Annotated in this window: 22 protein-coding genes; 18 read left to right on the top strand and 4 right to left on the bottom strand. The window is 55.2% G+C overall.

The window, feature by feature from the left end:
- The first annotated feature begins 352 nt into the window (after positions 1–352).
- The 5 genes from leuA to PHACT_RS02955 all read left to right on the top strand — a co-directional run bounded on the left by leuA (position 353) and on the right by PHACT_RS02955 (position 5120).
- Complete coding sequence (leuA, locus tag PHACT_RS02975; RefSeq protein ID WP_070115846.1) at positions 353–2038, top strand: 2-isopropylmalate synthase; 1686 nt, start codon at positions 353–355, stop codon at positions 2036–2038.
- A gap of 218 nt (positions 2039–2256) precedes the next feature.
- Positions 2257–2844, top strand: coding sequence for an RNA polymerase sigma factor (locus PHACT_RS02970; RefSeq protein ID WP_070115845.1), 588 nt, complete (start codon positions 2257–2259; stop codon positions 2842–2844).
- A complete protein-coding gene (locus PHACT_RS02965; RefSeq protein ID WP_070115844.1) occupies positions 2810–3478 on the top strand; it encodes an anti-sigma factor family protein in 669 nt (222 codons plus the stop codon). The genes PHACT_RS02970 and PHACT_RS02965 overlap by 35 nt, the downstream gene beginning before the upstream one ends.
- A gap of 49 nt (positions 3479–3527) precedes the next feature.
- Positions 3528–4592 carry a DNA-binding protein gene (locus PHACT_RS02960; RefSeq protein WP_070115843.1) on the top strand — a complete coding sequence of 355 codons (1065 nt, stop codon included), beginning with the start codon at positions 3528–3530 and terminating at the stop codon, positions 4590–4592.
- Positions 4593–4733: 141 nt separating this feature from the next.
- The gene (locus PHACT_RS02955; RefSeq protein ID WP_070115842.1) at positions 4734–5120 is read left to right on the top strand and encodes a TFIIB-type zinc ribbon-containing protein; all 387 of its coding nucleotides are present in this window, start codon (positions 4734–4736) and stop codon (positions 5118–5120) included.
- On the opposite strand, the gene PHACT_RS02950 is transcribed toward PHACT_RS02955, so the two are convergent.
- Entirely contained in the window at positions 5121–5966 is an 846-nt protein-coding gene (locus PHACT_RS02950) for a PHP domain-containing protein (protein ID WP_070115841.1), read from the bottom strand.
- A gap of 98 nt (positions 5967–6064) precedes the next feature.
- On the opposite strand from PHACT_RS02950, the gene iscR reads away from it, so the two are divergent.
- The 10 genes from iscR (at position 6065) to der (ending at position 16307) form a co-directional block, all read left to right on the top strand.
- A complete protein-coding gene (gene iscR, locus PHACT_RS02945) occupies positions 6065–6526 on the top strand; it encodes a Fe-S cluster assembly transcriptional regulator IscR (protein WP_070115840.1) in 462 nt (153 codons plus the stop codon).
- A 1-nt stretch (position 6527) separates the two neighbouring features.
- Complete coding sequence (locus tag PHACT_RS02940) at positions 6528–7694, top strand: IscS subfamily cysteine desulfurase (RefSeq protein ID WP_070115839.1); 1167 nt, start codon at positions 6528–6530, stop codon at positions 7692–7694.
- Positions 7695–7843: 149 nt separating this feature from the next.
- On the top strand, positions 7844–8272 hold the full coding sequence (ndk, locus tag PHACT_RS02935) for a nucleoside-diphosphate kinase (protein ID WP_070118114.1): 429 nt from the start codon (positions 7844–7846) through the stop codon (positions 8270–8272).
- Between the two features lie 56 nt (positions 8273–8328).
- Positions 8329–9486: a 23S rRNA (adenine(2503)-C(2))-methyltransferase RlmN gene (rlmN, locus tag PHACT_RS02930; RefSeq protein WP_070115838.1), complete on the top strand. Its 1158-nt coding sequence runs from the start codon at positions 8329–8331 to the stop codon at positions 9484–9486.
- An 8-nt stretch (positions 9487–9494) separates the two neighbouring features.
- On the top strand, positions 9495–10409 hold the full coding sequence (locus tag PHACT_RS02925) for a helix-turn-helix domain-containing protein (protein ID WP_070115837.1): 915 nt from the start codon (positions 9495–9497) through the stop codon (positions 10407–10409).
- A gap of 27 nt (positions 10410–10436) precedes the next feature.
- On the top strand, positions 10437–11564 hold the full coding sequence (gene ispG, locus PHACT_RS02920; protein WP_070115836.1) for a flavodoxin-dependent (E)-4-hydroxy-3-methylbut-2-enyl-diphosphate synthase: 1128 nt from the start codon (positions 10437–10439) through the stop codon (positions 11562–11564).
- Between the two features lie 35 nt (positions 11565–11599).
- Positions 11600–12886 (top strand): histidine--tRNA ligase, encoded by a 1287-nt coding sequence (gene hisS / locus PHACT_RS02915; protein ID WP_083264295.1) that lies wholly within the window; start codon positions 11600–11602, stop codon positions 12884–12886.
- Between the two features lie 117 nt (positions 12887–13003).
- A complete protein-coding gene (locus PHACT_RS02910) occupies positions 13004–13672 on the top strand; it encodes a YfgM family protein (RefSeq protein WP_070118112.1) in 669 nt (222 codons plus the stop codon).
- Positions 13673–13710: 38 nt separating this feature from the next.
- A complete protein-coding gene (gene bamB, locus PHACT_RS02905) occupies positions 13711–14847 on the top strand; it encodes an outer membrane protein assembly factor BamB (protein WP_169819371.1) in 1137 nt (378 codons plus the stop codon).
- Positions 14848–14903: 56 nt separating this feature from the next.
- Entirely contained in the window at positions 14904–16307 is a 1404-nt protein-coding gene (der, locus tag PHACT_RS02900) for a ribosome biogenesis GTPase Der (RefSeq protein ID WP_070115834.1), read from the top strand.
- A 50-nt stretch (positions 16308–16357) separates the two neighbouring features.
- On the opposite strand, the gene PHACT_RS02895 is transcribed toward der, so the two are convergent.
- The gene (locus PHACT_RS02895) at positions 16358–16798 is read right to left on the bottom strand and encodes a DoxX family protein (RefSeq protein ID WP_083264293.1); all 441 of its coding nucleotides are present in this window, start codon (positions 16796–16798) and stop codon (positions 16358–16360) included.
- 114 nt (positions 16799–16912) lie between these two features.
- On the opposite strand from PHACT_RS02895, the gene rodA reads away from it, so the two are divergent.
- Positions 16913–18058, top strand: a complete 1146-nt coding sequence (gene rodA / locus PHACT_RS02890) for a rod shape-determining protein RodA (protein WP_070115833.1) — start codon at positions 16913–16915, stop codon at positions 18056–18058.
- A gap of 169 nt (positions 18059–18227) precedes the next feature.
- The gene (locus tag PHACT_RS02885; RefSeq protein ID WP_083264292.1) at positions 18228–19961 is read left to right on the top strand and encodes a methyl-accepting chemotaxis protein; all 1734 of its coding nucleotides are present in this window, start codon (positions 18228–18230) and stop codon (positions 19959–19961) included.
- On the opposite strand, the gene PHACT_RS02880 is transcribed toward PHACT_RS02885, so the two are convergent.
- Together PHACT_RS02880 and xseA are read right to left on the bottom strand one after the other, a co-directional pair.
- Positions 19958–20665, bottom strand: coding sequence for a DsbA family protein (locus tag PHACT_RS02880; protein WP_070115831.1), 708 nt, complete (start codon positions 20663–20665; stop codon positions 19958–19960). The genes PHACT_RS02885 and PHACT_RS02880 overlap by 4 nt on opposite strands.
- Complete coding sequence (gene xseA, locus PHACT_RS02875; protein WP_070115830.1) at positions 20662–21912, bottom strand: exodeoxyribonuclease VII large subunit; 1251 nt, start codon at positions 21910–21912, stop codon at positions 20662–20664. Before xseA ends, PHACT_RS02880 begins: the two co-directional genes overlap by 4 nt.
- Positions 21913–22011: 99 nt before the next feature.
- Between xseA and guaB the strand changes: the two genes are divergently transcribed.
- Positions 22012–23481: an IMP dehydrogenase gene (gene guaB, locus PHACT_RS02870; protein ID WP_070115829.1), complete on the top strand. Its 1470-nt coding sequence runs from the start codon at positions 22012–22014 to the stop codon at positions 23479–23481.
- The last annotated feature ends 47 nt before the right edge of the window (positions 23482–23528 follow it).

Raw genomic sequence — 23528 nt, 5'->3', positions numbered from 1 at the left:
GAGTGGAATCACTACGGCAATTTTTCTATTCTATGCATCAACCTGAAGGCCCCGGCAGACTCACCAGACATAGGATGTGAGTCAGTCAGAAGGCCAGGGGCAATGACTGCCAACGATTGCCAATGATTGTCAACGGCTGAAAGTCATCGCAACACCAGGCATACATGAGCAATCTGGACACGGTTACCACCAACTGGCCAGTCTTCAGGCAACCGCTTACCCAGCGGAGCTGACCGAAGCTGCCACCCTGACGGCAAAATCGACGGGGAATCCGGAAAGCTCACGTTGTGCCGGAGTGATAGATCTGGAGACAAAGGGTTAATAACCCGTAAGGAACGTAGAGGGTGACAGCATGACCGAACACAACCGTTTTAACCATCAGAAGTATTTGCCGTATACGCCGGTAGCATTAAAAGATCGCACCTGGCCGGATCAGGTGATAGAGGTTGCGCCGCGATGGTGCAGTGTGGATCTGCGTGATGGTAACCAGGCTCTGATTGAGCCCATGTCTGTCAACCAGAAAAAACAGATGTTCGACCTGCTGCTTGAAGTCGGATTCAAGGAAATCGAAGTCGGTTTTCCGGCCGCATCACAACCCGATTTTGATTTTGTGCGTTACCTGATTGAAGAAGACAGAATTCCTGACGACGTCACCATTCAGGTGCTGACCCAGGCGCGTCCGGAATTGATTGCGCGCACCTATGAATCTCTGAAAGGCGCCAGAAGCGCCATCGTGCACGTCTATAATTCGACGTCGGTTGTGCAACGGGAAAAGGTTTTTAAAACAGATAAGCAGGGCATTATTGATATTGCCGTGGCTGGCGCGCGCGTAGTCAAGGAGCACGCCGAGAAAGCGCCGGAAACGGACTGGCATTTCCAGTATTCACCGGAAAGTTTTACCGGTACCGAGGTCGATTTCGCTGTTGATGTGTGCAACGCGGTGATTGATGTCTGGCAGCCCACGGCGGAGAAAAAAATCATCATCAATCTGCCGGCAACGGTGGAAATGGCAACGCCCAATGTGTTTGCTGACCAGGTCGAGTATTTTTGCCGCAACGTCGATCGTCGTGATGCAGTGGTGGTCAGTCTGCATACACACAATGACCGTGGCTGCGCCGTCGCGGCGGCAGAGCTGGCGGTCATGGCCGGTGCCGACCGTGTTGAAGGCACGATGCTGGGTAATGGCGAGCGTACCGGCAATATGGACATTGTGGTCATGGCCATGAACATGTACAGCCAGGGCATCGATCCGACGCTGGACTTTAGCGATATGGACAAGATTGTGACAGTGGTCAAAGCCTGCACGCAGATTGATGTGCATCCGCGTCAACCATATTCGGGTGATCTGGTATTCACGGCGTTCTCTGGCAGTCATCAGGATGCCATCAAGAAATGTCTGGACCTGTATCAGGAAGGCAGTACCTGGGAAATCGCTTATCTGCCGATCGATCCGCGTGATCTGGGCCGAACCTATCAGGATGTGATACGGGTCAACAGTCAGTCTGGTAAAGGTGGTGTCGCCTATGTGCTGCAAAGCAAGTTTGGTTTCAATCTGCCGCGCTGGTTACAGATAGATTTTAGCCGCGTGATTCAGAAAGAAGCCGAAACAACCGGTCAGGAAATTGCAGCTGACAAGATCTGGACCCTTTTCAAGGCAACATATCTGCATGATCAGCAGTCGGTGACACTGGACAGCTTTAATTTCTCCAAGTCCGGGGAACGTGAAACCTTCAAGGCCAGTCTGACCTGTTTTGAACAGACACTGGATATCAGTGGAGAAGGTGATGGGGTCATGGACGCTTTTGTCGAGGCCATCAAGGAAGCCACTGATATCGACTTCGAAATCATGGAATATGGCGAGCATGCGCTGGGTCAGGGGGCAGATGCCGAAGCTGTAACTTATATTCAATTGAAGAATGGCCTGCAGCGACATACCGGCGTTGCCATCAGTCGGGACATTGTCAGCTCGTCACTGAACGCCTTGCTCCGGGCTGCCAGCCAACTGATTGAAGAGTCCAGGCAGCGCAACGCAGCCTGATACCGTGTTCTCGTTCTGGAAGCGCTCGGCCCGTCACAGGCTGTGCGCTTTCAGCGTGATCCGGTCCTTCCTGATTCCTGACTTCAATCTCCGCTGTTTCCTGTGTCCCCGTCCTGTCACAGCCCGGTGGCGGCCTGCCAATTCCCTTTCTGTGTGATCACGGGCAAACTTTGCCATCAAACTTTTTTGCCGGTTGCTTCGACAAAGACAACAACACCATGGAACAAGACAACGATTTGATAGCGAGCGCCCTGAACGGATCCCTGCAAGCCTGGGAGGCACTTGTGCGCCGTCACCAGGGACGAGTCTACAACTATTGCCTGCGCCTGACCGGCAATCGTGCTGATGCGCAGGATTTGATGCAGGATGTTTTTCTGGGTGTGTATCGCAATCTGGGACGGTTTCGTGGGGAGTCGCAATTTGTCAGCTGGTTATTCCGGATAGCCCATAATAAAGCCGTTGATCTTGCCCGGCGCAGGCGCGCCAGCCCAGTCAGGGAGCAGGCACTGCCGGACGATTCCGATACCTGGCTGGATATTGAAGACAGTGATGCCGGCCCTCAGGCACAGGTGTTGGCTGATGAGGGTAATGCGGCCGTGCTTAAACTGTTGCAGCAATTGAGCCCGGAACAACGACTGATGCTGGAATTGAAAGTGTTCCAGTCCATGACATTTGATGAAATCGCGATGATGCAGGACATCTCTGCCAATACCGCGAAAACGCGTTTTTATACTGCTCTGAAGAAGCTCAGGGCGTTGATGGAGGGACACCATGAGTTGTCACCGAACCCCGGAAATAGTTGCTGACCATTTTGATCGTGAATTGTCACCGCAGGCGCGTGAGCAGGTGCAGGCGCATGTACAGGCGTGCGAATTCTGCCGTGCCGAAATAGCTCTGCTGGCACCTGCGCAGGAATTGCTGAGGTCGTGGCAGCCGGAAACAGCGCCGGAATGGCCAGCCCCTGACTGGACGCGAGATCACGGCCCGGCAAGCCATCAGCCCCGCTCGACATTGCCTAAACGTCGACCCGCTATGTCCTGGGCAAATGCGGGACGCTGGCTGCCGCTGGCGGCGTCTCTGGTGTTGTCGGTAGCGGTATTGACGCAAACCCGGCTGGATGTCTCGGACCAGGGCTGGCAGGTCAGTTTTGGCAGTTCCGCCGCAGAGACGCAGTTGCAACAACTGGATGTGTATCTGGCAGAGCAGGCCAGCATACAGCAGCAACAGAATCAGCAGATGCTGGCTGCTGCCCTGCAAGAGTTCGGTGACAGCACAACGGACAGTCTGGAGCAGATGGCAACCTGGTTTGAACAGCAGCGCGAACTGGATATTCAGCGCATGGAGGCGGGATTTCAGCAACTGCTGGACCGAGATTATCAGACCGTCAGTTCTGTTCAGCAATTGGCCAGTTACGTGCAGTACCGGGGCGACCAGCCCTGACGTGGGTGCAATCCACTCCATAAACGCTTTTGCTTATTGAGGCTAGACCATGAATAACATCCCGGGAATCAAAAAGTCAGTCACGTTGGCCCTGGCGCTGGGGCTCTCCCTGTCTGCTCTGACCGTGTCAGCGCAGCCTCCAGAGCCGGAACAGTTGCGGGAAATACGGCGAAGTATCGATGTATTCAGCAGTGTCATGAATGAAAGCCTGGGCTTCAACGACCGCCGCGGTGTGTTCACTCCCCGAGCCGGCGATGTGCAGGGGCACTACCTGGCTGGCCAGGGAATCGTGCTTGAGATCATTACGCCATTGCAGGGATTTCGTAGTTCGACCAATCTGGGTTCACTGAATCGGGCTTTGGGGGATCTGTCGTCGCAACTCGGTAGCCTGATGAGCAGTGGCGTTGTATCGCGGCCTGATTTTGAAGCGATGCGCGAAAGCATGGTGATGTCCCTGCGGAGCGACGAAATTGCCGCGTTCTACAGCGAACAGATGCAGGAACTGTCGACGCTGTTTGACCTGCCCGCCATTGAACAGGCATTGGCCTCCGCAGCGGCATCGGCGCACAACCTGAGCAATTTGGAAGAAATGGACCCTGCCAGCAGGGCGAGACTGAGTCAGCAACTTCAGGAGTTGCGCTCGGAATTGGCGCAACGGCTTAACGACACCGAAGCGCTGCGCGAAGATATACGGGATCGTCTGATGCAGACCGACGCGGTGCCCAGCGAGGAAGTCCAGCAAGCCTGGCAGCGGGCACGGGAAGAACTGGATGGCCAGGTTGCCGAGCTTCGTGCACAGGTGGCCGAGCAAGCGCAGGACCTGCAGCAGCGTAGTGAGGCGGTGCAGGCAGAGCGACAGTTGCAGTGGCAGCAGGACATAATCGAGTTGGAATCGACAATGTTTGTGGCGTTGTGCGACTACGCGTCGGGGCTACGGACATTGCCCGATGGTGAGCATCTAACTTTGATAATGACAGGCCTGGGCAGTCAGAGTGGCGAGGGTCGGCGTCCCGACAGAATCCATGTGTTTAACAAATCAGACCTGCTGGCCTGTCAACGGGGTGACCTGGACCCTGCGGACATGGGTAACCGTGCGGTCAGCTACGATTTCTGAATTTGTCAGTCAGGCCTGTTACGGCGTGAATTAATCTTATAGAATGTTGGGCGCAGGCAAGGGTCAGAATAACAAAAGGCTGGCTAAGGCACCGAGTGCGACCGCACCGCACCGATGCAGCAGCGCCGTAAGGAGATTAAGATGGATTGCCCCAAATGTAATTCCAAGATGGTAGAGCGGTCAGTCGAAACGCTGCACGGCACTGTCGAGATTGATCAATGCAGCAGTTGCCATGGGCTCTGGTTTGACAATGGCGAGGCAGAACAACTGAAATCGTCGTGGATGTCTGATTTTCTGGACAGCGGTGATCCCCGTATTGGCAAAACCTACAATCGGGTTCGTGATATTCAGTGTCCACGTTGCAGCAAGGCAATGCTGAAAGTAAATGATTCACATCAACCTCACCTGGAATACGAGGCCTGTCCCGAGCATGGCATGTTCATGGACGCCGGTGAGTTTACCGACTACAAGCACGAGACCCTGATGGATATATTCAAAGGTCTGGTTGCGGCCATGAAGCGCCGTTAATCAGCGGTGCGTTGCTGGCCACTGCGGGTGCAACCAGATCGCCCTCGATTCGCAATGGGCAGGCAGTTTTCGAACCCTGCCCAGATCCATCCAGGTAGTATCGGGCGTGTGGAAGTCCGAGCCCACCGATGCCCACATATCCAGTTCGCAGCATAAATCAGCCAGGTTCTTCAACGTGTCCGGGTTAAGGTTGGAGTAACTGACCTCCAGCGCATCACCGCCAGCCTCGGTAAATTCTGCCAGCAATCGACGTAACTTTATTTTGTTGAGTTTATATCGGTCCGGGTGGGCGACCACAGAGAGGCCGTTGGCGGCTTTGATACTCGCTACCGCCTCAGCGATCGAGCACCAGTCTGCATTGCTATGAAAACGTCCGCGTTTACCCAGGTGTTTGCTGAACGCCTGCTGCTTACTGCTCGCATGGCCACGCGCAATCAGAAAATCAGCGATGTGATTGCGGCTGATCGCCTCACATGGCAACTCTGCCAGGTAGCTCTCCAGCCCTGTGATTCCTGATTTCTGCAGCTTGAGGCCAATGTCCAGGGCGCGCAGGCGGCGCTTTTCCTGTTGTTGCTTGAGCAGGGCGTTCAGCAGGGCGTCTTCAGTATCGACAAAAAGCCCAACGATATGAATTTCGCGATTATCCCAAAGCGTTGATATCTCGACACCGGTAATCACTTGCATGCCGGCTGGAATATTCGCGGCAGCAAGGCTCCGGTGCGCGGCAACACTGTCATGATCGGTGATGGCGAGCTGGCTGATGCCGAGCGTGGCGGCGCGCGAGATCAGGGCCTGCGGGCTAAGCTGTCCGTCAGAGAACCATGTGTGAGAATGAAGGTCTATCATGGGCCGCAGTCTAACATGACGGGCCGGGCTAATAGTTGATAAAAATACTGTGGTATTCCATAATCATCGCTAATTACCCTTACACCGGCAGATAAACCATGCGTTTGACAACAAAAGGTCGCTACGCGGTCACCGCCATGCTGGATCTGGCCATTCACGGCGATCCGGAACCGGTGACGCTGTCCGATATTTCTCTGCGACAGGACATATCATTGTCCTATCTGGAGCAGCTGTTTGCGCGCCTGCGCCGCCACGGGCTGGTGCACAGTGTGCGGGGACCGGGCGGCGGGTACCGGCTGGGCCGAGACACCATGGCCATCGCCATTGTCGATATTATTGATGCGGTTGATGAATCGGTGGATGCCACCAAATGTCAGGGGCAGGGTAATTGTCAGCAGGGCGAGATCTGCCTGACCCACCATCTGTGGGAGGATCTGAGTGCCCAGATCAATGATTTTTTGCGCAGCATTTCGCTCGCCGACCTGATGCAGCGCCATGAGGTAAAGTCTGTGGCGCTCAGCCAGGATGAGCGGCGCGAGCTGGTTATTCGCGGGGGGTAGTATGCAGTTGCCGGTTTATCTTGATTACGCCGCGACCACACCGGTCGACCCGCTGGTGGCTGAGGCGATGGCGCGCTGTCTGACCCTGGAGGGACAGTTCGGTAATCCAGCGTCGCGCTCACATCTGTATGGCTGGCAGGCGGAAGAGCTGGTTGAAAACGCCCGCCGTGATGTGGCGGAACTGATCAACTGTGACCCGCGTGAAATTGTCTGGACTTCCGGTGCCACTGAAGCTGACAACCTTGCCATCAAAGGCGTTGCCGGGTTTCATGCGAATAAGGGTCGCCACATCATCAGTTCTCGCGTAGAACACAAAGCCGTGCTCGACAGCTGTCACTACCTCGAGCAGAAAGGGTTTGAGGTCACCTATCTCAAACCTGAGGCTGACGGGTCCATCGACCCGGCTCGCGTTGAGGAAGCGATCCGGGGCGATACCATCCTGGTCAGCCTGATGCACGTCAATAACGAAACTGGCAGTATCAACGACCTGGCCGCTATTGGTGCGATAACACGTGCGCATAATGTGTTGTTCCATGTCGATGCTGCGCAGGGTGCGGGTAAGGTGCCCATTGATCTGATGCAGTTACCGGTTGACCTGATGTCTCTGTCTGCCCACAAAGTCTATGGCCCGAAAGGTGTCGGCGCTCTGTTTGTGCGCCGCGACCCCCGCGTTGAGCTGGCTGCGCAGATCCACGGCGGAGGTCACGAACGTGGTATGCGGTCAGGCACATTGCCTACGCATCAATTGGTGGGCATGGGACAGGCATTTCGCCTGGCCAGGGCCCAGATGCCGGATGAGTTGCTGCGACTGCGTGATCTGCGTCAACAGTTGCTGACAGGACTGGACGGCGTGCCGGGCTGGCAGCTTCATGGCCAGGCCGATAATGGTGTGCCTGGCATCGTCAATCTGGGGTTTGCCGGCGTTGATGGCGAATCCCTGCTGCTGGCGCTTCGCCAGATTGCCGTATCCTCTGGCTCTGCCTGCATGTCGGCAACACTGGAGCCGTCCTATGTGCTTAAGGCGATGGGCGTGGAAGAGGACATGGCGCAAAGCGCATTAAGAGTGTCGTTTGGTCGTTTCAGCACACCTCAGGACATTGATACGGCACTGGACTGCCTGGTCCGTACACTGGCGCAATTACGCCAGCCGGCGCGCGCGCACGCATAAAAAGCCCCAAACGTGCCCGATATCGGAGCTTATTTACGGTAACTGGCGAGGTATTGCGCATGGTTACGGTGCACTGCTGTAGAAATACCTGCCCATAAGCCAGTATAATGCGCGCCTTTTATACCAGTAACAGGCTGTGGAGCGAAACAATGGCTAAAGAACGTACATTATCAATTATCAAACCCGATGCTGTCGGCAAAAACGTGATCGGTGAGATCTACTCCCGCTTTGAAAAAGCTGGTCTGAGCATTGTTGCGGCCAAAATGGTTCAGTTGACTGATGAGTCCGCTGGCGGCTTCTACGCCGAGCACAAAGAGCGTGGCTTCTTCAAAGACCTGATCGCGTTCATGACCTCTGGCCCTGTTATGGTGCAGGTGCTCGAAGGTGAAGGCGCGGTCGCCAAAAACCGCGAGCTGATGGGTGCTACCAACCCGGCCGAAGCCGCCGCAGGCACCATTCGCGCCGATTTTGCTGTGTCCATCGATGCCAATGCAGTACATGGTTCAGACTCTGAGCAGTCAGCCGCCCGCGAAATAGCCTACTTCTTTAAGGCTGAAGAAATCTGCCCGCGTAGCTGAGTAACGCGCAGGCATGGCCCGGATCAGTCTGATTCGGGCAATTCAGGAGTGACGTCATGAACGAATCGGTCGAAAAAATCAATTTGCTGGGAATGAGCCTGCCCAAGTTGCAGGCATATTTCCAGTCAATGGATGAAAAACCGTTTCGGGCTGTCCAGGTAATGAAATGGATACATCAACGCGGCGTCACCGATTTTGCCGAAATGACGGATGTCAGCAAAAGTCTGCGTGAGAAATTGCAGGCAAATGCCGAGATCAGATTGCCGACTATTGTGGATGAGCATCTGGCCAGCGATGGCTGTTATAAGTGGATTGTTCAGGTCGCCAGCGGTAGCCGGGTGGAAACTGTTTTTATTCCGGAGGCGACTCGCGGCACGTTGTGTATTTCCTCCCAGGCCGGTTGCACGCTGGACTGCAGTTTCTGCGCTACCGGCAAACAGGGGTTCAACAGTAACCTGACCACCGCAGAAATCATCGGGCAACTGTGGTGGGCCAATCATCGTCTGGGTGGCTTCGCAACGACCAAGCGAGGCGAAGGTAAAATGAACCGGATGGTCAGCAATATTGTCATGATGGGCATGGGCGAACCCCTGCTTAATTTTGACAATGTCATGGACGGCCTCAGCCTGATGATGGAAGACAACGCTTACGGTCTGTCCAAACGGCGGGTAACCATCAGCACTGCCGGCGTAGTGCCGGCCATCAACCGTCTCAAAGACCATACGGATGCGTCGCTGGCCATTTCTTTGCACGCGCCCAATGATGAGTTGCGCAATCAGATCGTGCCGGTCAATCGCAAGTACCCGATTCAGATGCTGCTGAAAAGCGTGTCTGATTACATGGCCAGTCTGCCTGACAAACGCGTGCCGATCATTGAATATACCCTGATTGCTGGCGTCAATGACCATCGGCAGCATGCGCGCGAACTCGCTGCCTTGCTGCAGAACTTTCCATGCAAGATCAACCTGATCCCGTTTAATCCGTTTGCCCAGTCCGACTATCGTCGTCCGAGCAATTCCTCGGTGTCCAATTTCCGGCAGATATTGCTGGATGCGGGTTACACGGTCACTGTTCGTACCACCCGTGGTGATGATATTGGCGCTGCGTGTGGACAACTGGTCGGTGAAGTCGCCGATCAGACCCGACGCAGTGAACGTTATCGCCGGGCGGCGGTCGAAAGCAGTGATATCATTGCCCGGCAAACCGGATCCTAGGGAAAGCCATGACTGATGACAACAACAGTGCCGATGCCGACGGCGTCCCCGAGCAGTCCGCAGCCAGTGCCGACGTCAGCGCTGAGAATGTGCGTACAAGACCCGGCAGTCTGTTGTTGGCGCAGCGGGAAACGCTGGAATTGTCGCTGCAACATGTAGCCGATGAATTAAATCTCACCATGCACTATGTCAAAGCGCTGGAGTCTGACAGTTATGACAAGTTGCCGGGCGATGTGTTTGTTAAAGGGTATATTCGTTCCTATGCCAGATTACTGGGCCTTGATCCCGATCAGATGCTGGAAATATATCGCGATTTCACGACACACAAACTGGCTCGCAAGGAAGAAGCCATCAAACGCCATGCCCGTCGACGCATGGACAAGAACCGGCCATGGATAATTTTCTCCGGCATTGCGTTTGTGGTTGTGGCCATCGTGCTGTGGTGGTTGAGCTCCGGTAATGAAGCCGATACCGCGATGGCAGACGTTGAGCGCGACCGTGTTACCGCAACCGGAAATATTGAAGGTGGCAGTATTGATGCCCTGCCGGTGTTCGACACGGCGCCTTCAGGTGACAACGAGTCCGCTCTTGCGCTGGACGGTGATGCAGGCGCAGCTGGTATCGCAGCCGAGGCTGAGGTTGAAATCCCGGAAGGCCAGACGGCACTGAGCTGGCCTGGCGACGACCGTGTACAGTTGCGGTTTACACAGGATAGCGGCGTAGAGATCGAGCACCGTGGCGGCGATGAAAGCCATCTTGAACAGTATCTGGCCGGTGAACAATTGACCGTTCAGGGAACCGCACCGTTTTCCATTGTGCTTGATAACGCGCCCGGTGTAATTTTAAGTTTTAATGGTCGACAAACTGATTTTAGCAGTAATATCAAGGCAGACAATTCGGTACGCTTGAATATCGGTTTGTAAACCAGACACCCATGTTGTGAGTTCACTATGTTGACATCATCTCCCATTACCCGTCGCCAGTCGCGCCGCATCATGGTCGGCAATGTGCCTGTGGGCGGAGGTGCGCCGATTTCTGTGCAGAGCATGACCAATACCGAAACTCGTGATGTAGAAGCAACAGTGGCGCAGATACAGCGCCTGGCCGATGTCGGTGCTGATATTGTCAGAGTGTCGGTGCCATCCATGGAAGCGGCAGAAGCGTTTCGCGCGATTCGCAAACGTGTCAGTCTGCCACTGGTTGCTGATATCCATTTTGATTATAAAATCGCCCTCAAAGTGGCCGAGTACGGCGTCGACTGTTTGCGCATCAACCCCGGTAACATTGGCAGTGAAAAACGTATTCGCGCGGTCATTGATGCCGCGCGCGACAAAGGTATTCCGCTGCGTATCGGCGTCAACGCCGGGTCTCTGGGCAAAGTACTGCTGCGCAAGTATCCGGAGCCCTGCGCCGAGGCTATGGTTGAATCTGCGTTGACGCAGATAGATATTCTGGACAGGCTGGATTTTCAGGATTTCAAAATCAGCCTGAAAGCGTCCGAGATTTTTATGACGCTGAAAGCCTATCGCCAGCTCGCCGGGCAGATTGATCAGCCATTGCACCTGGGTATTACCGAGGCCGGCGGCTTGCGTTCCGGCACTGTCAAGTCAGCGGTGGGGCTGGGCGCGCTGTTGATGGACGGCATCGGCGATACCATCCGTATTTCGCTGGCAGCCGACCCGGTTGAGGAAATCCGTGTTGGTTTCGACATTCTCAAGAGCCTCGGGCTGCGCAGCAAAGGCGTCAACCTGGTCGCCTGTCCCAGCTGCTCACGGCAGAACTTTGATGTCATTTCTGTCGTCAATGAACTTGAGTCGCGCCTGGAAGACGTTATAACGCCGGTCGATGTTGCCGTCATAGGTTGCATTGTTAATGGCCCGGGTGAAGCCAAAGTTGCCGAGATTGGTCTGACCGGGGCCAGTCCGCACAACCTGGCTTATGTGCATGGCAAGCCGCATCACAAAATTGATAACGCCCGCCTGGTAGATGAGCTGGAAGCCATGGTGCGTGCCCGGGTGGCAGAGAAACAGAAGGCAGAAGCTGAACAGGCTCCGGGCGGCATCATCGCACGCGGATAACGCTTTCAAGAACAAGGTATGAGTAAAATACGGACATGAGCAAAATTCAGGCAATCCGCGGGATGAACGATATTCTCCCGACGGAAACTCCCACCTGGCAATATATCGAACAGGTGACGCAGCAGCTGGTGCAATCTTACGGTTATCGTGAAATTCGTTTCCCCGTACTGGAACAGTCACAACTGTTCAAACGTTCTATTGGTGAAGTCACTGATATTGTAGAAAAGGAAATGTACAGCTTTGCTGATCGCAACGGCGACGAGCTTTGCCTGCGACCGGAAGGAACCGCCGGTTGCGTAAGAGCGGCCGAGCAGCATGGTCTGCTGTACAACCAGCAGCAGCGCTTGTGGTATCGCGGCCCCATGTTTCGTCATGAGAGGCCTCAGAAAGGCCGGTACCGCCAGTTTCATCAGGTGGGTATCGAAAGCTTCGGCATGGCCGGGCCCGATATTGATGCTGAAATCATCCTGATTTCGGCGGCGCTGTGGCGCGCACTGGGTCTGAGCAGTAGCGTGCGTCTGGAAATCAACAATATTGGCACTGCCGCCGATCGCAAGGCCTTTGGTGCTGCGTTGACGCAGTTTCTGCAGCAACATGAAGCGGACCTGGACGAAGACAGTCGGCGCCGTTTGCTGAGTAATCCGCTTCGGGTGCTGGACAGCAAGGCAGCGGCAACACAGGCGCTGTTGGTTAATGCACCTTCACTGTCTGATTTTGTCAGCCCTGAGACTGCCGCGCACTATGCAACACTGAAGCAGCTATTGCGCGACAATGATGTGGCGTTTGTGGAGAATCCGCGCCTGGTCAGGGGGCTGGACTACTACAACAATATGGTTTTTGAGTGGATCACTGATGAACTCGGTGCCCAGGGCACGGTGTGTGCTGGTGGACGCTATGATTCACTGGTAGCACAATTGGGCGGGCGCGGCACGCCGGCCGTCGGCCTGGCCTTTGGCATGGAGCGGCTGGTGCTGTTGCTGGAAGCGTCCGGAAAACTGCCTGATTCGGTAAACCAGGTACTGGATGTGACTGTGCTGGCCTCTGACGGCGTAGCGCCGCAACAGGTGTTGACGCTGGCCGAGCATTTGCGGACCCGCCTGCCGGGTTTGCGAATTATGAGCCATTGCGGTGGCGGTAAATTCAACAGCCAGCTCAAGAAAGCATATAATAGTGGTGCACGGCTGGCAGTGATTGTTGATCCGCTGCCGGAAACAGGTGATCAAACAGTCCGCCTGCGTCAACTTGATGACACGGGCCACAGTGAGACAATCACAGTGGCGGGCCTCGCCGAGGCCCTTAAAAGGGCGCTGGCAACGCCCTGACTTGACACGGATAAGGCAGTGCGACACGATGCCTGCCTGCTGTTAATCAGACATGATGGCAAGTTCTGCGCTGGCGCAGGACCCACAACGATAGGTAATTTGAGACAGGAGCTGTTTGTGGCTTTAAGTACGGAAGAAGAAGAAAGTTTAGAGTCGCTAAAACGCTGGTGGCGCGAAAGCGGCCGGTCAATTGCCCTGGGTATAGCCGCCGTTGCCATTGTCTACTTTGGCTGGCAGGCATGGCAGGGCGGTCAAACTCGTTCTGCGGCAGCTGCGTCTGCGGTGTATGATCAGTTGTCGCAACTAATGGTGACCCAGCCTGGTGAAACGGTCGCCGAGGAAAACCGGGAGCCGGCACAGGCGCTGGTGGCGACATTAAAAACCGAGCATACTGACAGTGTGTATGCGCTTTACGGCGCGCTGTTTGGTGCCCGTCTCGCTGTTGAAGCAGACGATCTGGCCATGGCTGAAGAGCAGCTGCAGTGGTTGCTGGATAACACCCGCAGCGGGCTGTTTGGCAGCACTGATCCGACACTGATCAAGCTGGCACAGTTGCGACTGGGTCGCGTTTTGTTGGCCCAGGGCGAGGCTGACCGCGCGCTGACGGTTGTCAGTGGCGTTGAACCGTCGGCGCTGAATGCTGAGTTCGACGAATTGCGCGGTGATATCTACCTGGCACAAGGGCAGCGGGATCAGGCGCTGGCCGCTTACGAAGACGCACTGGCCGCGGCCACAGGTAATCCGATTCTGCAAATGAAACTCACTGAGCTGCAAGACAGCCTCTGACCGCGCAAGTCGCCGAGCATGTGAATATGAATTATGTTGTGAAAACTTTTGTATCTCTTGTGGTCGCCGGTACATTGGGCGCCTGCAGTATTTTCTCCAGCGACGAGTCCGAGCAACCGGCGGAGCTGGTCGATTTTGACGAAGAGTTTTCACTTAACCGTGACTGGAGTGTCAACGTTGGTGATGGTCAGGGGAGTCGTTACAACAGGCTGAAGCCGGTCATTGTTGGTGACACGCTATTTGCCGCCTCGGAAGATGGCGAGGTTTATGCCATAGACAAAGCGTCCGGGGACGTGTTGTGGCGCGAACGCACCGGCGAAATCATCACTGGTGGCGTTGGCGCAGGTGGCAACATGGTGTTGCTGGGGACTCGGGATGCCAGGGTGTTTGCCCTTGAGCAAAGCACTGGCGATTTTTTATGGGAAGCGTCGGTCAGTAGTGAAGTGCTGGCAGCACCTGCCAGTGATGGGCGTCTTGTGGCGGTACAGACCGTTGACGGTCGTCTGATTGCACTGGAGCCCTCTGATGGCCGACAGCGCTGGGTGTATGAAACCACGGTGCCGGCTCTTTCCCTGCGTGGTAACAGCCAGCCTGTTATTGTTGGCAACGTTGTTATTGCCGGATTCAGCAACGGCATGGTTGCCGGTGTCGATGCCAACAATGGTTTTCTGATGTGGGAAGAGCGCATCGCGGTGCCGCAGGGTCGTTATGACATCGAACGCATTATCGATATTGATGGCGACCCCGTGGTTGTTGGCAATGTTGTTTACATGGGCAGCTATCAGGGCAACCTGATGGGGCTGGACGTACAGAGTGGCCGCATCGTCTGGGGTATGCCAGGGTCGACCTATCAGGGGCTGGCATTGGGCCTGGGCAACATATACTGGGTTGACAGCTTCAGTCAGGTGCATGCCGTACAAAACAATACAGAGCGCACAGTCTGGCAAAACGATTCGCTACGATTGCGACGAGCAACGGCGCCGGCAACGTTCAACAATTTTGTTGCAGTCGCCGATTTTGAAGGTTATCTACACGTTCTGTCACAGATCGACGGCAGTTTTGTTGCTCGCACGCGTGTTGATCGCGATGGCGTGCGCGCCCCCGTTGTGGCTGAAGGTCGCAGCATCTATGTCTATGGCAACAGCGGCAGATTGTCAGCATACAGTCTGCCCTGATCACATCTGATTGACACTGCGCGGCGTGGTCGCCGCGTGAATTTTCTGGAATTTCTATGAAACCCGTACTGGCCCTCGTAGGGCGACCGAATGTGGGTAAATCCACCCTGTTTAACCGACTGACCCGTAGTCGTGACGCAATTGTCGCGGATTTCTCCGGGCTCACCCGTGACCGGCAGTATGGTGAAGGCAAAGGCGGTGACAAGCCTTACATCGTTATTGATACCGGCGGTCTGGAAGGTGGCGAAAAAGGCATCGATTTTGAAATGGCATCCCAGTCATTGCTGGCCATTGAAGAAGCCGATGTGGTTTTGTTGCTGGTAGACGGCAGAGCGGGTCTGAATCCGGGCGATACCCAGATTGTTGAACATTTGCGCAAACTGGGCAAGCCGGCACATCTGGTGGTCAACAAGGTTGATGGCATCGACGAAGAAGTCGCCATGGGTGACTTCTATGGTCTGGGGCTGGAACAGGTGTTTCCCATCACTGCGTCCCAGGGCCGTGGCGTCAAGAAACTGCTTGATTCTGTGCTGATCGGATTTCCTGAGCCGGTGCCAGAAGATGAACGCGCTGCCGAAGGCATTCGCATTGCCATTGCGGGTCGCCCAAATGTCGGTAAGTCGACCCTGGTCAATCGCATGTTGGGTGAAGATCGCGTGGTTGTCTTCGACGAAGGCGGCACTACCCGGGACAGCGTCTATATCCCTTTTGAACGTCATGGCAATCGTTATACCCTGATCGACACTGCCGGTATTCGCCGGCGTGGAAAAACCACGGAGACGGTGGAAAAATTCTCGGTGGTGAAATCATTGACTGCGATTCAGGATGCCAACGTTGTTATTCTGGTGGTGGATGCCCGTACGGGTATTGTCGAGCAGGACCTGCATTTGCTTGGGTATGTTGTTGACGCCGGTCGTGCACTGGTTATTGCCCTGAACAAATGGGACGGCATGGACACTGAGCAGAAGGAACGGATCAAGAGCGACATACGACGGCGTTTCGCCTTCGTCGATTTTGCCGCCATCCACTTTATTTCGGCCATGCATGGCACCGGTGTGGGTGACCTGTACAAATCCGTCCATATTGCTTACGACTCAGCGAAACGTGATCTGGGTACCAATATGTTGACCAAGACCCTGCAGGATGCAGTGCTGGATCATTCGCCACCGATGATCAATGGCCGACGCATTAAACTGCGCTACGCCCATGCCGGCGGTCAGAATCCACCGATTATCGTGATTCATGGCAAACAGACTGACAAATTACCTGATTCCTACAAGCGCTATCTGGAAAAAACCTTCAGGAAGGTGCTGAAACTTGAAGGTACGCCGGTCAAGATCGAGTTGCGCAGCGATGACAACCCCTATGTTAAACACGAGCAGGGGATGTCAGGGCGGCTGGTTGCTCAAAAACGGCGTATCACCAAGAACCGGAAGATCGCCCGATCGCGCGACGACTGAGCGTCACTTCCGCGCGACGCAATTATAGCTGACTGGCTGTCGAGCCATTGTCAGCTACGGCCGCGAATCAGGTAGTCAAGGCTGATCTTGCCGGGTCCGATGGCAAAAATGGCGAAATAGACCAGGAAGTACAGGGTTGCCAACTCACCGTTGTTGAGGGTCGGAAACCAGGCCGGGTGAGCCGTCAGATAAGCCATGACCATCAGGACCGCCGCGAACAGGGCTGCATATCGGGTAAACAGGCCAAGCAACAGCAAGGCCCCGCCGAATAACTCGATGGCGCCCGCAACCCATAACATATTCACGCCGACATCAATGCCGAAGAATCCCATACCGCCCAGAAATGGTTGTGCCTGGGTGCCGAACATCTTGGGCCAGCCATGGGTCATGAACATGGCGCTACCCAGAACACGCAGAAGCGTCCATGACAGCGTCTGAGTATTGTTACCAACGCTGTCCACACATCGGTTGACCGTACTGATTATTGACATGAAATCTCCTGGCGGTAGTTGTTTGGGGTATTAGGGCAATGGTGTCTGAGCATAGACTTAAAACAATGCTTGCGCTACCCTTCGGCTTTATCACACGCACCGAATTATCCGACTATGTCTGAACTGACGCGACGAGCGATCAATCCCCGTTTCGCACTGGGCACGCAAGAGCGCACTCTCGCCTGGCGTTTGCATATTGATGTGCCTTTGCTGGTCGGGGCGCTCATGGTTTGCTGTCTGGGATTGTTTGTGTTGTACAGTGCCAGTGGCGAAGACATGGACTCGGTCATACGGCAGGTGATTCGCCTGGGTATTGGTTTTACGGCCATGTTGATCATTGCTCAGATTCCACCGCGAACATTTCGCTATTGGGCACTGCCTGCGTTTGCTGTAGTCACGGTCTTGCTGGTGCTGGTGCTGTTTTTTGGCACCGTTGTCAATGGCGCACAACGCTGGCTGGCAATACCAGGGCTCGGGGTTTTTCAGCCATCTGAGTTGATGAAACTGTCTTTGCCGGTGATGGTCGCCTGGTATTTCAGCAAGGTGGTGCTGCCCCCGCGTTGGCATGACATCGTCATCAGTCTTATCATCGTTGGTGTTCCCAGTTTTCTGATTGCCAACCAGCCGGACCTGGGTACCTCCATCCTGGTTGGTATGTCTGGCCTGATCGTACTGTTCTTTGCCGGGTTGTCGTGGCGAATTCTGTCTGCCGCGGGTTTATTGACTGTTATCGCCATTCCACTGATGTACATGTTTGTGCTGGAACCCTATCAGCGTCGTCGGGTAGATACCCTGTTCAACCCTGAAGCGGACCCACTGGGTGCTGGCTGGAACATCATTCAGTCCACCATTGCCATGGGGTCGGGCGGGCTGATGGGCAAGGGCTGGCTCAATGGCACACAATCGCGTCTGGACTTCCTGCCGGAATCCTCGACGGATTTTATCCTGGCGGTCATTGGCGAAGAGTTTGGTTTGCTGGGCATTGTTGTGCTGCTGTCGCTTTATATTTTTATTGTCGGTCGCGGGTTGTTCATTAGCTGGCAGGCCAAAGAGACATTCAGTCGTCTTCTGGGTGTCAGTCTGTCGCTCACCTTCTGTATTTACGTCGTGGTCAATATGGGCATGGTGTCGGGCATCCTGCCGGTGGTCGGCGTGCCTTTGCCGTTGGTCAGTTATGGCGGTACCTCAGCTATCACATTGTTGACCGGCTTTGGTATTCTGATGTCAATTCATACGCATCGCCGGTTGTTGCCGCACTGAGCGGGTATTGGCAGGGGCAATTCCTGCTGCTAAAGGCTTTTTTTCCTGCCGCTAAAGGCTTTTTCGTTGCTGCCGTTAAAATATCCAATAAGACGTCTTAAGGCGCTTTGGGATATTGATTAGCCGTATCGGCAGTTCTGCGAACGGTCACCGGGAGGATCAAATAATAATGCAGAGAATGCAGAGCCAGCCAACTTCCATTGCCTCGAATTCATCCGTCACCCCGGACTCCCCCCTGATTCATCGACTGGCACCCGTAATGGTGCCCGCCATTCTTGTGTTATTGCTGGTGCTGGCAGTGTTGTTATTCATTACGAGTACGGGTGCTCTGCGCTGGACTGCTGTAATCACTGCGGTCGCTGGTATTGCTCTGTTCCTGTTGTGGCGGCAGACGTCTGTCGTCGCCGGTGTCACTGCTCTGGTGCGCGTATTGCGAGATGCCAATGATGCTCAGGGCGATCTCTCATCGATCATGCCGGAAGTGGGCGACCAGGCCGAGCGTGAGACTGCGCGCCTGTTTAATCAGTTTATGGAACGGCTGCGCGCAGCACTTGACGATCTGCGCCATCACACCATTCACGTCAGTCTGACGTCTGCCATGGGGCGGAAAATCGCTGAAGAAGCCAGTCGGGACGCAGGAAAGCAGGAAGACTTTTCCGAAATCATCTATCGCTCAAGCGAGGAAACGGCTACCGCCATCGACGAACTGTCGCGCTGGACCAATAATATTGCTGACGTCAATTCCAGTAATCTGTCGACCGCCCGTGGGGCCGTAGAGGAGCTGTTGCACGCCAATGGTCAGATCGCCAATGTGGGCGGCATGATGCAGCAGTTTCACGGCACGGTGGGGCAGCTGGAGACAACGTCAGAGAATATCCGCGGCATCCTGTCTACTGTGCAGGGTTTTGCTGCACAAACCAATATGCTTGCACTTAATGCCGCCATTGAAGCGGCTCGCGCCGGTGAGCAGGGACGTGGCTTTGCCGTGGTGGCTGATGAAGTCAGAGACCTGGCCGTCAAGGTGCGGGGTTCGGCGGATGAAATCGGCAATTTGCTGGAAGAAATGATTGGTGTGGTGTCAAAGACGTCCAGCGGTACGGAACAGATGATCAGGGAAACCGGTCAGGCCCGGGAATCAATAGACAAATCGGCTGGCGAATTCAAGCAGATGGTCAATGGGTTCGAATCGACGCATTCGGATCTGTTGCAGGTCAGTGCGGCCGCCGAACAGCTGTCTGTGAATAATCAGGATATTCGCAGTCGTAGCCATGAAATCCGGGAGCTGGGTAGCCGTATCCGGGTTGATATGGACAAGAACAACGAACAGACCCATGAGCTGCTGGAATCCACCGACAAAGCGTTGCACAAGCTATGTGAGTTCCGGATCGGCCGCGGCCCGCTGGAACAGGTGCTGGAGATTGTGGAGCAGCGCCGCGATCAACTTGAGCCGGCGATGGCTAAACTGCAGTCATCCGGTGTGGACATGTTCGACCGAAACCATCAGACCATTGCCGGCACCAATCCGGTCAAATTTGATGTCAGCTATGCACGTGCGTTTCAGCAGGGCTGTCAGCATCTGATTGATGCGTGGGCAAAAGAGGAAGACGGGGCGCTTTACTGCCTGCCACTCGATAGCAAAGGCTATGTTGCCGTGCATCGCAGTGAGTTATCGCAGGAACCCACGGGGGACCCGGCTGTTGATCTGGCTAAAAGTCGTCATATGCGGTTCTTCCAGAGCCGGGATATACCTTACATGGGCCGGTTCCGTTTGCAGAGTTACCTGCGGGATACCGGCGAGGTCATGTTCAACCTGTCGGTACCCGTGCATATTAACGGTCAGTATTGGGGGGGCCTGTTTATGGGGTTGCCAGCAACACGCCTGGGTATTTCCACGCCAGCCTAGTTGTCGGCGTCGTCTTCGCGTGCGCGATTGACCAGAGCGATCATGTCAACTGGATTCTGCGGGACAGGCGTCAGGCGACCATTAACAAATAGCGCAGGCGTTGAGCGGACGCCGGCACTGGTGCCGCCGCGCTGATCATTGCGTACCTTCTGCAGCAGGGTTTCGTCACGCATATCGGTATGGGCCTGGGCCACATCCAGGTCCAGTTGTTCAAGGTAGCCGTCAAACTCTTCTTCCACTTCGTTCAGGGACGCCCAATAAGTCTGGTTCAGGAAAAGCTGGTCATGCATTTCCCAGAATTTGCCCTGGCGTCCTGCGGCTTCGGCGTACAATGCCGCTGTCCAGGCAAAACGGTGGGTACTGGTAAGCGGGTAATGGCGGAATACCAGCTGCACATTGGGTGCGATTCGCGGCCAGGCCTGACTCATGACACGATGTTCAGTGGCACAGGCTGGGCATTGGAAATCCGCATACACCACCAGCGTTACCTCGTCGCCATTGCCTTTGACATGATCGAGGTCACTTATCTGGTCGGGCGGATAGACTTCCCCTTGGCCCATCAGGCCGTAGATGACACTGATGATCACCAGTGGTATCACGATAACCATCGCAAGTCGGCCCATGGTTTTGCGCAGCTTTGCCTGTTTTTCGGCCTGTTGTTGTTTTTGTTCGCGAATCAGACGTTGTTGCTCGCGCTTGTTCATGCCTTGATCTCCTTAACGGTGCTGACTATCTGGCCATTAGCCAGGGTGCTGATAATATCATCACCGGCGCTAAGCTGTGATGATGAGTTGATGAGTTTTCCTTCCGGGGTGCGGGTAATGCTGTAGCCGCGCTGCAGGGTTTGCAGGGGGCTGATATTCTCCAGATTGCGGACCAGCATCTGCAGACTGCTGCGGCGTTGCTGTAAAAAGCGCAACGTGGCTCGTTGTAGTCGACTGTCCAATTGAGCCAACAGATGTGACTGCTCCTGCAGTCGACGGCCCGGATGCTGCAGGCGTTTTTGTAACCAGTCCAGTTGCTGATGGCGTTGATTAAACAGGGCCTGCATCAGGCGCAGCAGTTTGTCCTGTTGGGTCTGAACTGTCATGTGCAGCTGTTGTTGATCAGGGCTGAGAAGCTCGGCCGCGGCCGACGGTGTCGGCGCGCGCAGGTCGGCAACAAAATCGGCGATGCTAATATCGGTCTCATGACCCACGGCACTGACAACGGGCAGGGGGCAGGCATGAATGGCGCGCGCTACCGACTCGTCATTGAACGCCTGCATATCTTCAAGCGAACCGCCCCCGCGGGCCAGCAACACGACGTCTATACCGAGGTCCTGTTGTCGTTGCTGCGCGGTGCGCAAAGCCTGGACGATGGCAAGCGCCGAGTCCCGTCCCTGCACCGGTACCGGTATCACTGTCACCTGCATGGCAGGGTAACGGCGGCGGAATACACTGATGATGTCCTTGATGACCGCACCGGTAGGTGAGGTGATGACGGCTATATGTCGGCAATGCGCTGGCAGCGGTTGTTTGTTGTCGCTGTCGAACAGGCCTTCCCGGGTCAGTTTCTGTTTCAGTTCATCGAATGCGCGCTGCAGGGCGCCGGCGCCGGCATCCTGCAGCGTGTCCAGAATCAATTGATAATCCCCGCGACCCTCGTAGAGGCTGAGCTTGCCACGGACCACCACCTGCATACCGTTTGCAGGTCGAAAGCGCACCGAGGCATTGCGGTTCCTGAACATGGCGCAACGGATCTGGGCGCCGTCGTCTTTTAGTGTCAGATACCAGTGCCCGGATCCGGGTACAGCCAGATTGGAAATTTCGCCTTCAACGGTGACCGACGGAAAACAGTCTTCGAGCAGACCGCGGGCCAGCCGATTGAGGCTGCTGACGCTGAGTACGCGGTTGCTGTTGTCGGCGTCACGGGCATCAAATGCGTGTAGAGCAGGATTGTCAGGGTTCATGCATGCATCTTAACCCAGCCTGTGAAGCGATCATAGACGCCGGTTTACCTTGAGCCGCCACATCTGTATAATCCGCTTTTTGTGGATAGGTGAAAACTTATGTTACGCATTGCTGAAGAAGCGCTGACATTCGACGATGTTCTGCTTCTGCCCGCCCACTCTTCTGTACTCCCCAAAGCTGTCAGCCTGAAAACGCGTTTGACTGCGAGTATAGCCCTGAATATTCCCCTGATGTCTTCTGCCATGGATACCGTGACTGAAGCGCGTCTTGCTATTGCCATGGCGCAAGAGGGGGGTATTGGTGTCATACATAAAAACATGACCATCGAGCAACAGGCACGCGAAGTGCGACAGGTCAAAAAGTATGAAAGTGGCGTGGTCAAAGACCCGATAACCATTTCTCCCGAGGCGCGGATCAGTGATCTGGTTGCGCTGATGCGCGAGAACGATATTTCCGGTATGCCCGTCGTGATTGGCCGTCAGCTGGTTGGCATCGTGACCAGCCGGGACGTGCGTTTTGAGAGCAATCTCAACGCCAAGGTCGAAACCATCATGACACCGAAACAGAGTCTGGTGACGGTTAAAGAAGATGCCAGTCATGACCAGATCAAGGAATTGTTGCATCAGCACCGGATTGAAAAAATCCTGGTGGTTAATGATGAATTCGAACTGCGCGGCCTGATTACCCTGAAAGATATCCGCAAGTCGGAAGACTTCCCCAATGCCTCCAAGGATCAGCAGGGGCGATTGCGCGTTGCGGCTGCTGTTGGCACCAGCGCGGACACTGAAGACCGAGTCAATGCTTTGGCTGAAGCGGGTGTGGATGTGATTGTGGTAGACACGGCGCATGGCCACTCAGAGGGTGTATTGAGCATGGTGCGGCGCATCAAAGGCCTGTACCCCGAGCTCGGTGTTATTGGCGGCAACATTGCCACAGCCCAGGCAGCACGCGACCTGGCCGAGGCAGGCGCGGATGCAGTGAAAGTGGGTATAGGCCCGGGCTCCATCTGCACCACCCGCATCGTAACCGGTGTCGGGGTGCCGCAGATCACGGCCGTGTCCAATGTTGTTGATGCACTGAAAGACACCAAGGTCTGCGTCATATCAGATGGCGGTATCCGCTTCTCGGGTGACATTGCCAAGGTTGTTGCTGCTGGCGCACACGTCGTCATGATCGGCAGCCTGCTGGCGGGCACCGAAGAAGCGCCGGGCGAAGTAGAGCTTTTTCAGGGCCGCAGCTACAAGGCCTATCGCGGCATGGGCTCTCTGGGCGCCATGTCCCAGAGTCAGGGTTCCAGTGATCGCTACTTCCAGGATGCAGCATCCGGTGTGGAAAAACTGGTACCCGAAGGCATAGAGGGCCGGGTGCCTTATAAAGGCACCATGTCCAGCATCGTGCATCAGTTGATGGGTGGTCTGCGTTCAAGCATGGGTTATACCGGTTGTGCCACGGTGGACGAAATGCGCACTAAACCTGAGTTTGTCAAAATCACCGCATCCGGTATGCAGGAAAGCCACGTGCATGACGTCAGCATCACCAAGGAAGCTCCCAATTATCGTATGAGTTGATGATCAATCTGGTTGTATCTGGAGGTTGGTTATCAATAACGTCATGA

This window comes from Pseudohongiella acticola (assembly GCF_001758195.1).
GTDB classification, from domain to species: Bacteria; Pseudomonadota; Gammaproteobacteria; order Pseudomonadales; family Pseudohongiellaceae; genus Pseudohongiella; species Pseudohongiella acticola.
This window is presented reverse-complemented; position numbering and strand designations above follow the sequence as displayed.

Bases quoted from the DNA above. Each gene is read 5' to 3' on its own strand.
- PHACT_RS02895 (WP_083264293.1), bottom strand. From the start codon at position 16,798: ATGTCAATAATCAGTACGGTCAACCGATGTGTGGACAGCGTTGGTAAC.
- PHACT_RS02885 (WP_083264292.1), top strand. From the start codon at position 18,228: ATGCAGAGAATGCAGAGCCAGCCAACTTCCATTGCCTCGAATTCATCC.
- PHACT_RS02925 (WP_070115837.1), top strand. From the start codon at position 9,495: ATGACTGATGACAACAACAGTGCCGATGCCGACGGCGTCCCCGAGCAG.
- PHACT_RS02940 (WP_070115839.1), top strand. From the start codon at position 6,528: ATGCAGTTGCCGGTTTATCTTGATTACGCCGCGACCACACCGGTCGAC.
- ispG (WP_070115836.1), top strand. From the start codon at position 10,437: ATGTTGACATCATCTCCCATTACCCGTCGCCAGTCGCGCCGCATCATG.
- PHACT_RS02965 (WP_070115844.1), top strand. From the start codon at position 2,810: ATGAGTTGTCACCGAACCCCGGAAATAGTTGCTGACCATTTTGATCGT.
- PHACT_RS02955 (WP_070115842.1), top strand. From the start codon at position 4,734: ATGGATTGCCCCAAATGTAATTCCAAGATGGTAGAGCGGTCAGTCGAA.
- hisS (WP_083264295.1), top strand. From the start codon at position 11,600: ATGAGCAAAATTCAGGCAATCCGCGGGATGAACGATATTCTCCCGACG.
- PHACT_RS02970 (WP_070115845.1), top strand. From the start codon at position 2,257: ATGGAACAAGACAACGATTTGATAGCGAGCGCCCTGAACGGATCCCTG.
- iscR (WP_070115840.1), top strand. From the start codon at position 6,065: ATGCGTTTGACAACAAAAGGTCGCTACGCGGTCACCGCCATGCTGGAT.
- rlmN (WP_070115838.1), top strand. From the start codon at position 8,329: ATGAACGAATCGGTCGAAAAAATCAATTTGCTGGGAATGAGCCTGCCC.
- der (WP_070115834.1), top strand. From the start codon at position 14,904: ATGAAACCCGTACTGGCCCTCGTAGGGCGACCGAATGTGGGTAAATCC.
- ndk (WP_070118114.1), top strand. From the start codon at position 7,844: ATGGCTAAAGAACGTACATTATCAATTATCAAACCCGATGCTGTCGGC.
- PHACT_RS02960 (WP_070115843.1), top strand. From the start codon at position 3,528: ATGAATAACATCCCGGGAATCAAAAAGTCAGTCACGTTGGCCCTGGCG.
- leuA (WP_070115846.1), top strand. From the start codon at position 353: ATGACCGAACACAACCGTTTTAACCATCAGAAGTATTTGCCGTATACG.
- guaB (WP_070115829.1), top strand. From the start codon at position 22,012: ATGTTACGCATTGCTGAAGAAGCGCTGACATTCGACGATGTTCTGCTT.
- PHACT_RS02880 (WP_070115831.1), bottom strand. From the start codon at position 20,665: ATGAACAAGCGCGAGCAACAACGTCTGATTCGCGAACAAAAACAACAA.
- xseA (WP_070115830.1), bottom strand. From the start codon at position 21,912: ATGAACCCTGACAATCCTGCTCTACACGCATTTGATGCCCGTGACGCC.
- PHACT_RS02950 (WP_070115841.1), bottom strand. From the start codon at position 5,966: ATGATAGACCTTCATTCTCACACATGGTTCTCTGACGGACAGCTTAGC.
- rodA (WP_070115833.1), top strand. From the start codon at position 16,913: ATGTCTGAACTGACGCGACGAGCGATCAATCCCCGTTTCGCACTGGGC.